Raw genomic sequence first — 13265 nt, 5'->3', positions numbered from 1 at the left:
GCCGGTCCGCCCGGCGGCGGGCGTGCGCCGGAGCGTTCCGGCGGCCGGCCGGTCGGCCGGGCCGGGGTCGGGGTCCACGTGGTGGACGGGGGCGGGGCGGCGGCCGACCGGGTGGTCGCCGGAACGCCCCACGGGTCTACCGCCGCGCGCGGCGCGCCGAACGCCGAACCGGCCGCGGCTGCGCACGGCGCCGGACGAACGGGTGGTCACCATGGACCGAAGGGTATTTCCCCGCGCCCGGTCATGTCGTCAGACTGCAGGGGCTAGTCAGACGCGGATCCATCGGTTAAGGCGTCAGCTCCGCGGTGCCGGAGTGGCCAACGGTGCGTCTGCGGATTGCTCCAGACGGGAGTGTCGGATGCCGTACCCGAGGTAGCCGGCCGCGGCGAGCAGCGCGGCCACGCCGAAGAAGACGAAGGTCAGCGGGTGCAGTCCGCGGATCAGGTAGCCGCAGCAGAGCACGCTGAGCACCGGGGTGACGGGGTATCCGGGGACCTTGAAGCCGCGCCGCAGCCCGGGGTTGCGCCGGCGCAGCACCATGACGCCGACCGCCACCACCGCGAAGGCGACCAGGGTGCCCATCGAGGTCAGGTCGGTGAGGATGTCGAGGGGCACGAAGGCCGCCAGCAGCGCCACCGCGCCGCCGACCACCAGGGTGTTCCAGACCGGTGTGCCGGTGCGCGGCGAGACCCGGGCGAAGGCGGCCGGCAGCATCCCGTCCCGGCCCATCGAGTAGAGGATCCGGGTCTGACCGTAGATCACCACCAGGGTGACGCTGAAGATCGAGACGATCGCGCCCAGCGCGAAGACCAGCGCCGGCCAGGTCTGCCCGGTGAGGTCCTGCAGGATCTGCGCCAGCCCCGCGTCCTGGCCGTCGAACTTCTGCCAGGGCTGCGCGCCGAGCGCCGCCAGCGCCACCAGCACGTACAGCAGGGTGACCACCACCAGCGAGATGATGATCGCCAACGGCAGGGTGCGGCGCGGGTTGCGGACCTCCTCGCCGGCCGTGGAGACGGCGTCCAGGCCGATGAAGGAGAAGAAGATCCCGGAGGCGGCGGTGCCCACCCCGGACCAGCCCAGCGGCATGAAGTCGTGCAGGTTGCCGGAGTGGTAGCCGGTCAGCGCCACGCCGACGAAGAGCAGCAGCACCAGGATCTTGACCGCGACCATCACCGCGTTCACCTTGGCGCTCTCCCCCGCCCCGCGCACCAGCAGCAGGCAGACCAGCGCCACCAGCACCACCGCGGGCAGGTTCACGTACCCGCCGTCGCCGGGCGGCTGGGCCAGCCAGGCCGGGATGGTGACGCCGAACGCCAGCTGGGCGAACTTGTTCAGGTACTGCCCCCAGCTGACCGCGATCGCCGAGGCCGAGACCCCGTACTCCAGCAGCAGGCAGATGCCGACCCCGAAGGCGGTGGCCTCGCCGAGGGTGGCGTAGGCGTAGCTGTAGGAGGAGCCGGAGACCGGGATCGCGGAGGCCAGCTCGGCGTAGCAGAGCGCGGTCAGCCCCGCGGTGACGGCGGCCAGCACGAAGGAGAGCAGCACGGCCGGCCCGGCCTCGGGCACCGCCGAGGAGAGCACGAAGAAGATCCCGGTGCCGACGGTGGCCCCGATGCCGATCGCGGAGAGCTGCCAGAGGCCGATCGAGCGGCGCAGCCCTCCCGGGGTGCCGTTCTCGGCGCTCTCGGCGATCAGGGTCTCGACCGGCTTGCGGCGCAGCATGCGCCGGCCGAACGGGGTGGGGCTGGACACGGTGGTGCTCTCTCCGACCTGGTGGGATATTTCGCATAAATATACATGCAGTCGGATAATCCACCGAATGGCCGCCGGATCCTGCCCGCCGGCCCCGGCCTCACTGCCCCTTGCCGCCCAGCACCGCCTGCATCACCGCCTTGGCGATCGGTGCGGCCAGCCTGCCGCCGGACACGTCGGTCGCGTTGCTGTCGGCGATCACCACCGCCACGGCCACCGGCGGCACCGCCGCCGAGCCGGCCGGCTTGGCCCAGGAGATGAACCAGGCGTACGGCGTGCCGGTGTTGTCCACCCCGTGCTGCGCGGTGCCGGTCTTGCCGCCGACCACCGCGCCGGGGATCTGCGCGTTGGTACCGGTGCCGTTCGCCACCACGTCGGCCATCAGCTGCTGCACCTGGCCGGCCACCGCGGGGCTCATCGCCTGCCTGTAGACCTGCGGGTGCATCAGCTGCACGGTGTTGCCGTCGGACTTGGTCAGCTTGTCCACAAGCTGGGGATACATCACCGTGCCGTTGTTCGCCACGCCCGCCGCGACCATCGACATCACCAGCGGGGTGGCCGCGGTGTCGAACTGACCGATCGAGGAGAGCGCGAGCTGGGACTGGTTCATCCGGGTGTCGAAGTTGCTCCGCGCCGGGCGGATCGGCATGTCCAGCTTGGGATCGTTGAAGCCGAAGCCCTGCGCCATCGCCACCATCTTGTCCAGCCCGGTCTGCACCCCCAGGTAGCCCAGCACGCTGTTGCAGGAGAGCGTCATCGCGGTGTCCAGGTCCAGGTTGGGCTGGTTGCAGGCGCTGGTGTCGTTGACCAGCGGGGTGGTGGTGCCCGGCATGACGTACGGGTACGGCGCGCCGGTGGGGGCGTTGACGTCGGTGACCACCCCGTTCGCCAGCGCCGCGGCGGCGGTGACCACCTTGAAGGTGGAGCCCGGCGGGTAGGTCTGGCGCAGCGCCCGGTTGAGCATCGGCTGGTCGCTGTCGGCCTGCAGCTTGGTCCAGGCGTTCTGGTCGGCGGTGGCCGAGCCGGCGAAGCTGCCCGGGTCGTAGGAGGGGGTGCTGGCCAGCGCCAGGATCCGCCCGGTGCCCGGCTCGATCGCCACCACCGCACCCTTCTGGCTGCCCAACCCCGACAGGGCGGCCTGCTGGGCGGCCGGGTTGATGGTGGTGTACACGTCGCCGCCGGGGTTCCGCTTGCGGGTCAGCTCGGCCCAGAGCGCCCAGCCGTCCAGCCGGCTGTCGGTGCCGGACAGGATGCCGTCCTCGATCCCCTCCAGCTGCGAGTTGCCGTAGATCTGCGAGGAGTAGCCGGTGATCGCGGCGAAGGCCGGGCCGTCGGTGTAGGTGCGCTTGTAGTCGAACCGGCCGCCGGTGGCGGCCGAGCCGGTCACCGGGGAGCCGCCGACCAGGATGGTGCCGCGCGGCTGGGCGTAGCGCTCGATCGCCTTGCGCTGGTTGGCCGCGTTGTCGTCGTAGCCCTTGGCCTGGAAGACCTGGATCCGGGTCGCCTGGGCGGCCAGCAGCAGGATCAGCACCAGGCAGAACAGCCCGGCCCGGCGGCCGGTCACCGAGATCCCGGGGCGACCGGCCATCAGAGCTCCTCCGCCGTCTCGGGGCGGCGGGCCAGGTCGCTGAGCCGGACCAGCAGCGCCACGATGATCCAGTTGGTCACCACCGAGGAGCCGCCCTGCGCGATGAACGGCAGGGTGGCCCCGGTCAGCGGGATCAGGTCGAGCACCCCGCCCGCGACCACGAAGACCTGCAGGGCCACGATGGTGGCCAGGCCGATCGCCAGCAGCTGCCCGAACGCGTCGCGCAGCGCGATGCCGGTCCGGTAGCCGCGGGAGACCAGCAGCAGGTAGAGCAGCAGCAGCGCGACCATCCCGACCAGCCCGAGCTCCTCGCCGATGGTGGCCAGGATGAAGTCGGACTTCGCGGCGAACCCGATCAGGATCGAGTGGCCGAGTCCCAGCCCGGTGCCGAGCACCCCGCCCCAGGCGAAGGCGAAGAGCGACTGGGCGATCTGGTTGGCCCCCTGCCCGGCCGCCACCGAGGCCAGCGGGTGCAGCCACTGGTCCACCCGGGCGTGCACGTGCGGGGAGAGCCAGCCGACCACCGTCACGCCGGCCGCGGCGAGTACCAGCCCGATCGCGATCCAGCTGATCCGGGCGGTGGCCACGTAGAGCATCACCACGAAGATGCCGAAGTAGAGCAGCGACATCCCGAGGTCGGTCTCCAGCACCAGCACCCCGATGAAGGCCGCCCAGATCACCAGCACCGGCGCCAGCACCCGCCCCACCGGCAGCGTGAAGCCCCAGATCCGCCGGCCGGTCAGCGCCAGCGTGTCGCGGTGCGCGGCCAGGTAGGCGGCGAAGAAGATCACCAGCAGGATCTTGGCGAACTCGCCCGGCTGGATGGAGAACGGGCCGATGGTGATCCAGATCCGCGAGCCGTAGACCGCCGGGAAGAAGATCGGCACCACCAGCAGCACCAGCGCCACCAGTGCCCCGCTGTAGGCGTAGCGCTGCAGCACCCGGTGGTCGCGCAGCAGCACCACCACCGCCACGCAGAGCGCCACGCCCAGGGTCGACCAGAGCAGCTGGGTGGGCGCCGCGTGGCTGTTCGGGGTGGCCCGGTCCAGGCGGTAGATGACGACCAGTCCGATGCCGTTGAGCAGCACGCCGATCGGCAGCAGCAGCGGGTCGGCGTAGCGCGCCCGCCAGCGGATCGCCAGGTGGGCGACCAGCGCCAGGCCGCCCAGCGCGGCGCCGTACTCGGCGGCGTCCGGCGGGACCCGGTCGTCGATGTTCAGGCCGACCTCGACGTAGCCCAACACCGCGATCGCCACCGCGCCCAGCAGCAGCACGAGTTCGACGTTGCGGCCGGTGCCCGGCCGGGACCCGGCCGGCTCACGCCGGGCGGTGGTGGCGGCGGTGGTGGCCATGGGTGGACCGCGGCTCCTGTCCGGTACGAGTGGATATCACGGCTCCCGCTCCTCGGGGTCGCACGGCGGCGGCGAACGGCGGCAGCCGTCCGCCGCCGCGGCCGGTGGGGGTCCGTCAGGCGCCCTGGGCGGCCTGGACCGTGGCCCGCAGCTCGGCCTCGGCCTCGTGCGGCAGCGAGGTCTGGATGATCCGGCCGCCGAACCGGGCCAGCGCCGGCACCACCTTGTCCGCGGTCGCCTTGCGGACCAGCAGGAAGACCGCCGCGCTGCCCGGTTGCAGGTGTCGGCCGACCTCGCGCATGAAGCCGTCGTCCACCCCGAGGTCGGTACTGGCGCCCATCGCCGCGCCGGTCGCCCCGCCGACCGCGGCGCCGAGCAGCGGCATGAAGAAGAGCAGGCCGATCGCGGTGGCGAGGTCCGGGTAGGCGATGGCGAACAGGTTGCTCACGGCTGACGGTCCCTTCGGGCAGGCGGGCGTGTTGCCGCCACCGTAGGGCGATTAGCCATATTTATCGAGCTTCTGATGCGGTGTGTCCGCTTTTGGCCGCTTCCGGTCAGATCACCCGCGGCAGGTCGGGGCCCGCCGGCCGGCGGGGCCAAGCAGCTCGGCGGCACCCAGCAGCTCGGCGGTGCCCGCCGGCCACCGGGCCCCGCGACTCAGTGGTCCTCCATCGAGCAGACCGCCCGCGGCCAGCGGTTGGCCAGCAGGCCGCCGAGGATCTCGTGCAGCAGCTGCCGCTGACCCGCCGGCAGGTCGGCGAAGAAGGCGTCCTCGGCCTGCTCGGCCACCTGCTGGGCCTCGGCCAGCGCGGTCCGGCCGGTCTCGGTCAACCCCAGGATGTAGCGGCGCCGGTCGGCCGGGTTGCGCCGGCGCTCGACCTGACCGGCCCGCTCCAGCTCGTCGATCAGCGCGACCACGGTGGTCGGATCGAGGTTGATCACCTGACTGAGGTCCTGCTGGGAGAGCTCGGCGCCGCCGGCCAGGGCGGCCAGCACCAGGAAGTTGCGCAGCTTGTGGCCCTCGGCCCGGAGCGCCTGGTCGACCTCCTCGGCGATCACCATGCCGGCCTTGTGCAGCAGCACGCCGGCGTGGTCGGCGAGCGGGAAGTCCGGGCGCGGGGTGCCGAGCGCCGGTGCCGCGGGTTCCGTGGGGGCGGTGCGTGCCATCGGAATCTCCCATCCGGCCGGGAGTCGTCGACTCTTGAACTTTTCAAGAATCTATCATCGGCCTTTCGGAGCATCAACGAACCGGCGAACCGGGGCCGACCGGAAGCCGGGCCTGGCACCGGCCCGGAACCGACCCGGAACCGGCCGGCCCCGGCCGGGCCGGCTCAGTGGCCCAGTTCGGCGCCGGCCAGCGCGCTCTCGTGCAGGTCCCGGGTGCGGACGAAGAGGAAGCCGGCCAGCGCCCCGGCCGCCGCCACCGCGCCGCAGCCCACCAGCACCTCGGTCAGCCCGTGCACGAAGGCCTCGCGCGCCGCAGTGGCCACCGCCGAGCGCAGCGGGACCGGCACCGAGGCGGCCAGCTCCCGGCCGGCGCCGGCCGCCACCGTGCGCCCGCCCTCGGTGGCCTGCGGCCCCAGCGCCCGGCCCGCCGCCGAGTGCGCGAAGGCGTCGGTGACCCGGTGCTGGAAGAGCGCCCCGAACCCGGCGATCCCGATCGCGATCCCGACCTGCTGGAAGGTCTCGCCGATCCCGGCCGCCATGCCCGCCTTGGCCGGCTCGGCCACGCCGATCGCCAGCGCGGAGCGCGGCGGGTTGAACATGCCCATCCCGAGGCCGGTCAGCAGCATGGCCGGCAGCATCGCGGTCCAGCCGCTGCCCGGCTGGACCAGGGTGACCAGGAAGAGCCCCGCCGACATCACGGCGATCGCGGTGCCGACCAGCAGCCGCGGCGGGACCGAGGCGGTCAGGCTGCCGGTGACCGCGGCGGCCACGAACAGGGTCAGGGTCAGCGGCAGGAAGCGCAGGCCGGTGGCGAGCGGGGAGTAGCCGAGCACGTTCTGCATGTACGAGACCTCGAGGAAGATCGCCGCCATGCCCGCCGCGTTGCCGAGCAGGGTGGCCACCGAGATCCCGTTGAAGGTGCGGTTGCGGAACAGCCCGAGGTCGAGCATCGCGGCCTCGCCGAGCCGCCGTTCGATCACCGCGAAGAGCACCAGCAGCACCACCGAGCCGCCGAACATGCCGAGCACCGCCGCACTGGTCCAGCCGAGCGACTCACCGCGCAGGAAGCCGAGCACCAGCAGGCCGAGCGCGGCCGAGAAGACCCCCAGGCCGGCGTAGTCCACCCGGTGCGCGGCCGGGTCGCGCGACTCGGGGATCCGCAGCGCGCCGAGCACCATCGCGACCAGCCCGATCGGCACGTTGACCAGGAAGATCCAGCGCCAGCCGATCCCGTCGGTGAGCGCGCCGCCGATCAGCGGCCCGAAGGCGATCGCCAGCCCGGAGACCCCGCCGAACACCCCGAAGGCCACGGCCCGGTCCTTGCCCCGGAACTCCTGCCCGACCAGCGCCGGCCCGACCGCGAAGAGCACCGCGGCGCCGATCCCCTGCACCCCGCGGGCCAGGTTGAGCGCCAGGATGCCGGTGGCCGCGCCGCAGGCCAGCGAGGCGGCGGTGAAGACCACGAAGCCGATGCCGTAGATCCGCTTGCGGCCGAGCCGGTCCGCCAGCGAGCCGCCGGTGAGCAGGAAGGCGGCCAGGGTCAGCGCGTAGGCGTCGAGCACCCACTGCAGGTCGGAGAAGTCGGCGTGCAGCGCGGTGCGCAGGTCGGGCAGCGCCACGTTCACCACGGTCAGGTCGAGCATCAGCATGAAGGTGGCGATCGAGACGATGCCGAGCGTCCACCACCGCGTGGCGGAGGCGGCGGGCGGCGCGCCCGCGCTCGGTGCGGAGACGGTCGAGGCGACGGACAACGGAAACCCCCAGCGGTCACGGCCCGGCCCGCGGGCAGGGCAGACTCATCGGACTCAGATCATCGAGATCTCGATGATTAATGAAGCTAGTTATCCGAAGCCTGACTGTCAATCACGCGATGATCGTCTTCTCCCGGCACTCGACCGGAGCCCGAGGCCCCCGGAAACGCCGCTGGGCCGCCGATCGGTGATCGGCGGCCCAGCGAAGTGGCCGGTCAGGCAGCCGGCCGCTACTCGGTGCGCCGCCCGGCCAGCGCCGCCGTGCCGGCCGCGACCACGACGGCGAGCAGGGCCGCCAGCAGCGGAGCGAGCAACGGGTAGGACACCCGCACCTGCTGCGAGCCGGTCTCCAGCGCCCGCACCGCGCTGTTCGCCGGCACCCCCGGCAGCAGCAGCATCAGCATCGACAGCCCGAGCACCGCGAGGATCCCGTAGGAGCCGCGCAGCAGCACCGGCCGGTGGCTCAGTGCCCCGACCACCAGCCCGGTCAGCACGCAGCTCAGCACCACCGGCACCCCGGCCAGCAGCGCCTCACCCCGGGGCACCGACCTGGTCGGGTCGGCCACCGTGCGCCCGCAGACCGCCCAGCAGGCCCCGACCGTGGCCCCGGCCAGCACCAGCCCCACGCCGAGCGCCACCACCAGCGAGGCCAGCTGCACCCGGGCCGCACCGACCGCCGCGACCAGGCAGGCCCGGGCCTGCGGCGGGTCGGCGGTCAGCGTGCACCGGACGTACCAGGCCGTGATCGGGACCAGCAGCGCCCCGCCGAAGGCCAGCGAGTCCATCAGCGGCTCGTCGCCGGCCACCCCGATGCCCAGCACCAGCACGAAGCAGAGCAGCGGCGGCAACCAGCGCTGGGAGCGCAGCAGCAACGCCGCCTGGTAGCGGACCAGCGCGCTCACCGGGCCGCCCCGACCCGGTGGACGTCCAGCACCCGGACCGGCTCGGCCGCGGTGAGCAGCCGGCGCAGCAGCGCGTCCGAGTGATCCGCCGCGACCGTGAGCCGCACCGTGCCGTCCGGCCCCGCCGCCCGCTCCGGCGCACCCGGCAACCCGTCGGGCAACTCGGCGGCGGCCACCACCACGGTCATCAGCTGCTGCGGGGCCCGCGCGGCCGCGGGCGGCGCCAGCTCCCGCAGCCCGGCGCCGGCCACCCGGAAGGCCCGACCGGTGCGGCCGGCCAGCCGGGTCGGGTCGTGGTCGACGAAGAGCACCAGGCCACCGGCCTCGGCCCGGTCGGCCGCCGCCTCGTCCAGGGTGGCCCGGGCCGCCTGGTCCAGGCCGGTCCAGGCCTCGTCCAGCAGCAGCACCTCGGCGTCGGCGAGCAGCGCCTGGGCGACCGCCACCTTCTGGCAGCTGCCCTTGGAGAGCCGGTCCAGCGGGGTGCCGGCCCGGTCGGCGAGGCCGAACCGGTCCAGCCAGAAGTCCGCCCGCTCGGCGGCCGCCGCGCTGCCCAGGCCGTGGATCCGACCCAGGTGCCGCAGGTAGCCGGCCGCTTCGAAGGGCAGCGCGGGCGGGAAGCGCTCGGGCACGTAGGCGGTCCGCCCGGCCACCCGGACCCGCCCGCGGCTCGGCGGCTCGATCCCGGCCACCAGCTTGAGCAGGGTCGACTTGCCGCTGCCGTTCGCCCCCTCGATCCGCACCAGCGCGCCGGGCCCGAGCGCCAGCTCCACCTCGCGCAACACCCAGTCCCCGGACCGGCGGTAGCGCTTGCCCGCCGCGGACAACCGCAGCAGTTCCATCCGTCCTCCCCCGAAAATCGGTCGCGGTGCTGTCGGACGGCCTCCAGACTGCCCCGGTGAACAGTGCTTCCGATCGTACGGTCAGTGTCCTGGTGTCCTGCGGCGAACGACAGTTGGGGGTGGTCGGCCCGTTCCCGACGGAGCGGCCGCGGTGGCCGGAGGTGGCCCCGGTGGCCGCGCGGCTGAGCGCGGAGCTCCGGGTGCCGGTGGCGGTGCTGCGGCTGCTGGACGTCGAGGGCGGCCAGGACGGGCGGGGCGGCCACGTCCGCTACCACGCGGAGGCGCTGGAGCCGCCGGCGGCGAGCGCGGTGGGCCGCCCCGCCACGGCGGCCGAGCTGGCGCTGCTCGCCCCGCACCCGCACCGCGCCGAGTACGCCACCGCGGCGGGGCTGCGGGCCGCACTGGCCTGGGCCGAGGCGGCGCTGACCGACCTCGGGCGCCCGCCGGTCGGGCCGGTCGAGCAGGTGAAGACCTGGAACCTGGCCGGGCTGCTGCGGCTGCCCACCGCGGCCGGGCCGGTCTGGCTGAAGACCGGCCGTGACTTCGCGGTGGACGAGGCCGCCGTGATCGCCCGGTACGGCGCGGTGGACCCGGACTTCGTGCCGCCGGTGCTCGCGGCCGACCCCGAGCGGCGCCTGCTGCTGCTGGACCACGTGCCCGGGGCCGACTGCTGGGGCCCCTCGGCCGAGCTGGTCCGGGCCACCATGCCCCGGCTGGCCCGGGTGCAGGCCGCGCTCGCCGCGCGGTTCCCGGACGGGCCGCCGCCCGGTCTGCCGGACCGCTCGCCGCGGCTGCTGCCCGGTGCGCTGGCCGCCCTGCTGGCCGGGCCGGCGGGCGGCGAGCTGACCGCGGCCGAGCTGGTCCGCGCCCGCCTGCTGGCCGATCGACTGCCCGAACTGGTCGAGCGGTTGGCCGCCTGCGGCCTGCCGGAGACGGTGCTGCACGGCGACTTCCACCCGGGCAACTGGCGCTCGGCGGGCACCGACGCGGTGCTGGTGGACTTCGCGGACAGCTGCTACGGCCACCCGGCCCTGGACGGGCTGCGCCCCAAGGCCTTCACCTCGCCCGAGCGTTGGGAGCAGACGGCCGCGGCCTGGTGCGCGGCCTGGCGGGAGCTGGTACCCGGCTGCGACCCGCGGACGGCGCTGCGGCTGGCCGAACCGCTCTCCCACCTCGCCTACGCGGCGCGCTACCAGGAGTTCCTGGACCGGATCGAGCCGAGCGAGTACCGCTACCACGCGGCGGACCCGGCCGCCGAGCTGCGGGCGGCACTGGCCGCCTTCGAGCTGCTGGTCGCCGACGGCCTGACCGGGTAGGGCCCACCCCGCCACCCGGCCGGGTGGGGTGGCTGGGCGGCTGGGCAGCTGCTCGGCACCGCCGCCCGGGCGCGGCTACTTCGCGGCGGCGGCGAGCCAGTCGGCGTCGTCCTGCCAGGCGTAGAGCTGCCGCCCGTCCAGCGCCACCCGGTAACTGCCGCAGCTGGCGACCGGGGTGGGCGCCTTGGCGCCGGTCGGGAACCAGGCGGCACTGAGCTTGGCGACCGCCGGCACGGCCGGGGCGGTCGGGCTACACCCCGCGGGCAGCGCGCCGCTGGGCAGCTGGGCCCGGAGCAGACGGTCGCCGCCGGTGGTCGACATCTTGTAGCTGACCGCCTTCGCCCCGTCCGGCAGCCAGCGCGGCATCGAGGCCCGCGAGGTCTTGGCGACCGCACCCGAGTCGTAGTGGGACTCCTCGATGTGCCGGTCGGCCACCAGGTCCCTGGCCATCGGCGCCAGGGTGACGCCCAACACCCCGAGGCCGAGGGTGGTCACCGTGACGGCGGCGACGGTGGCGGTCCTGAGCGGCATGGCGGGTTCTCCTTCCGGTGGCTGGCTACGAACCTCATCCTTCCGGCCCAGGGCCGGCACCGCGTCGCTCCGCGGGTGGAAGCCCACCGTCCACCCCGAGGCGCAGCCCATCCGACTTCAGGCTGACCCGGCACCCCCGCCGGGGCAGCCGTCCGGCGGGGGTGCGACACGCCTTCGGCCCACCGGTGCGCGCCGGCCGGCCGGACTCCCGCTATCCATAGACAAGGAGGAAAGCCGCAAACCGGACAGAGGAGCCAGCTGTGCGCCTGAGCCTGCCGCCCCGGCCCGTGGTCGTCGTCCCGGAGGACTCGGGCCTGATCGCCGAGATCGAGGCCTACCTCGCCTCGCTGCCCGCCCCGCCCACGCCCCCCGCCGAAGCGGCGCGCAGCCCGTACGCGGTCCCGTACCTCTGCCGGTACGGCAGCGTGCTGCAACCGTGGCACGCCGAGTACCCGCTCCCCCACCGCACCCTGGCCCAGCGGCTGACCCGGCGCCCGGCCGCCCCGGTGCCGGTCAGCGCCGCCGCGCACCTGCGGCTCACCTCGCGCTACCTCACCCAGCACGGCTGGCTGCAGGGCGCGCTCTGGGACGCCGAGGGGCGGGTCTGCCTGCTCGGCGCCCAGGCCGCGGTGCTCGGCCACGGGTACGGCACCGCGGCGACGGCGCGCACCGCCCGGGCCCAGGTGATGGAGGTGCTGCACGCCACCGGGCGACCGGTCGGCTCGCCGGACGAGTACAACGACCGGCCGACCACCCGGCAGGCGGACGTGCACCGGGTGCTGGAGCAGGCGGCGCTGCGGGCGGCCCGGCTGTGCCTGTGAGTCGCCGTCAGCCGCCGATTCCCCTGCCACGCCGTGCTGTTGCACGGCCGTGACAGCCGGTCGACCCTTCCCGGACCTGGCGCCGCCATCCTGGTGACACAGCGCCAGTCCGCACCCGGGGGGAAGTCAGATGTCAGCTCGTCACCGCCGTCGCCCAGTCGCCGCCGTCGCCCTCACCGCCGCGTTGACCGCCGGTGCGGCCCTGCTGCTGTCGGCCTGCGGGCCCGACGACACCGGCACCGCCGGCAGCCCGGCCGGGTCCGCCGCACCTCCCGGCTCCGCGGCACCGGCCGGCAGTTCCCGCCCGGCCCCGCCGACCACGAGCGCCGCCCCGCGGACCCCCGCCGGCACCCGCAGCAGCGCGCCGGCGACCCCCGCGAGCGGCCCGAACGGCACCGCCCACTCCAAGCTGACGGTCAGTGACGGCACCCCGCTGGTACTGATGAACGGGACCACCGTCGACTTCCACACCCAGGTCCGCGACCTGGCCTGGAACCCGGACGGCAGCAGGGCCGCCTTCATCGACGGCGACGGCGACCTGGTGGTCACCGACCCCGACGGCAGCCACCGGCGCGTGGTGGCCAAGAACCCCGGCGGGCAGACCTGGTCGCACCCCACCTGGCAGGTGAGCCCGGCGGACGGCAACGGCGAGCCGGCGAAGAACAACCTCTTCTTCGCCGTCGACCAGGGCGGCACCACCCGACTGGACACCGTCCCCGCCACCGCGACCGATGCCCAGCCCGCCGCACTCAGCCTGAACCCGGTCTTCGAGGACCACCCGACCTCGCTGCCGCAGACCGGCAACACCTGGCCCAACGCGGCCGGCTCGCACGGCTTCTCGGTCTACGCCAACACCGGCGACGGGCAGGTGTACCTGCGCGACGACTACCTGCGCCAGCAGGGCAGCGCCTACACCCACGGCTCCGAGCCCGCGGTGAACGGCGCCGGCACCGAGCTGGTCTTCGTCCGCTCGGTCGGCGGCCACGACCACCTGTTCACGGCCCAGCTGGACCAGCAGAACCCGAGCGGCACCGACCTGACCCCGAACGCCACCACGGACTACACCGAGCCCGCCTGGTCGCCGGACGGCAGCACCATCGCCGCCCGCACCCCGCAGGGCGTCGTCACCCTCCCGGCCGACGGCTCGGCCGCCCCCGAACTCACCGTCACCACCCCGGGCCTGCCCGCCTACCGCGACTGACCCGCGCCCACGGAACCCGAGCCGGCCCGGACCGCCAGCGGCCTG

The 13265-nt window shown here is 74.3% G+C and carries 12 protein-coding genes and 1 pseudogene; 3 read left to right on the top strand and 10 right to left on the bottom strand.

Annotated features, from left to right (window positions below):
• The 9 genes and pseudogenes from ACQRUO_RS26335 to ACQRUO_RS26295 form a co-directional block, all read right to left on the bottom strand.
• A pseudogene (locus ACQRUO_RS26335) lies at positions 1–213 on the bottom strand (hypothetical protein); the annotation flags it as partial.
• An 81-nt stretch (positions 214–294) separates the two neighbouring features.
• A complete protein-coding gene (locus tag ACQRUO_RS26330) occupies positions 295–1722 on the bottom strand; it encodes an APC family permease (protein ID WP_428318550.1) in 1428 nt (475 codons plus the stop codon).
• Between the two features lie 130 nt (positions 1723–1852).
• Entirely contained in the window at positions 1853–3340 is a 1488-nt protein-coding gene (locus ACQRUO_RS26325) for a penicillin-binding transpeptidase domain-containing protein (RefSeq protein WP_428318546.1), read from the bottom strand.
• Entirely contained in the window at positions 3340–4692 is a 1353-nt protein-coding gene (locus ACQRUO_RS26320; RefSeq protein ID WP_428318545.1) for an FtsW/RodA/SpoVE family cell cycle protein, read from the bottom strand. Before ACQRUO_RS26320 ends, ACQRUO_RS26325 begins: the two co-directional genes overlap by 1 nt.
• Positions 4693–4807: 115 nt before the next feature.
• On the bottom strand, positions 4808–5140 hold the full coding sequence (locus ACQRUO_RS26315) for a DUF1269 domain-containing protein (protein WP_428318544.1): 333 nt from the start codon (positions 5138–5140) through the stop codon (positions 4808–4810).
• A 209-nt stretch (positions 5141–5349) separates the two neighbouring features.
• A complete protein-coding gene (locus tag ACQRUO_RS26310) occupies positions 5350–5859 on the bottom strand; it encodes a MarR family winged helix-turn-helix transcriptional regulator (RefSeq protein WP_428318543.1) in 510 nt (169 codons plus the stop codon).
• 164 nt (positions 5860–6023) lie between these two features.
• Positions 6024–7610, bottom strand: a complete 1587-nt coding sequence (locus tag ACQRUO_RS26305; RefSeq protein WP_428318542.1) for an MFS transporter — start codon at positions 7608–7610, stop codon at positions 6024–6026.
• A 230-nt stretch (positions 7611–7840) separates the two neighbouring features.
• Positions 7841–8512 (bottom strand): ABC transporter, encoded by a 672-nt coding sequence (locus ACQRUO_RS26300; protein ID WP_428318541.1) that lies wholly within the window; start codon positions 8510–8512, stop codon positions 7841–7843.
• Entirely contained in the window at positions 8509–9351 is an 843-nt protein-coding gene (locus tag ACQRUO_RS26295) for an ABC transporter ATP-binding protein (RefSeq protein WP_428318540.1), read from the bottom strand. The genes ACQRUO_RS26300 and ACQRUO_RS26295 overlap by 4 nt, the downstream gene beginning before the upstream one ends.
• Positions 9352–9407: 56 nt before the next feature.
• On the opposite strand from ACQRUO_RS26295, the gene ACQRUO_RS26290 reads away from it, so the two are divergent.
• Complete coding sequence (locus ACQRUO_RS26290; RefSeq protein WP_428318539.1) at positions 9408–10667, top strand: phosphotransferase; 1260 nt, start codon at positions 9408–9410, stop codon at positions 10665–10667.
• Positions 10668–10742: 75 nt separating this feature from the next.
• Here ACQRUO_RS26290 and ACQRUO_RS26285 read toward each other — a convergent pair whose 3' ends face one another.
• Entirely contained in the window at positions 10743–11198 is a 456-nt protein-coding gene (locus ACQRUO_RS26285) for a hypothetical protein (protein WP_428318538.1), read from the bottom strand.
• A 260-nt stretch (positions 11199–11458) separates the two neighbouring features.
• On the opposite strand from ACQRUO_RS26285, the gene ACQRUO_RS26280 reads away from it, so the two are divergent.
• Positions 11459–12019 (top strand): DUF6197 family protein, encoded by a 561-nt coding sequence (locus tag ACQRUO_RS26280; protein WP_428318537.1) that lies wholly within the window; start codon positions 11459–11461, stop codon positions 12017–12019.
• Positions 12020–12149: 130 nt separating this feature from the next.
• Positions 12150–13220: a hypothetical protein gene (locus ACQRUO_RS26275; protein ID WP_428318536.1), complete on the top strand. Its 1071-nt coding sequence runs from the start codon at positions 12150–12152 to the stop codon at positions 13218–13220.
• The last annotated feature ends 45 nt before the right edge of the window (positions 13221–13265 follow it).

This window comes from Kitasatospora sp. LaBMicrA B282 (assembly GCF_050325825.1).
Taxonomy (GTDB): Bacteria; Actinomycetota; Actinomycetes; order Streptomycetales; family Streptomycetaceae; genus Kitasatospora.
Note: the sequence above shows the minus strand (reverse complement) of the source record. Positions and strands in the feature narration are given on the sequence as shown.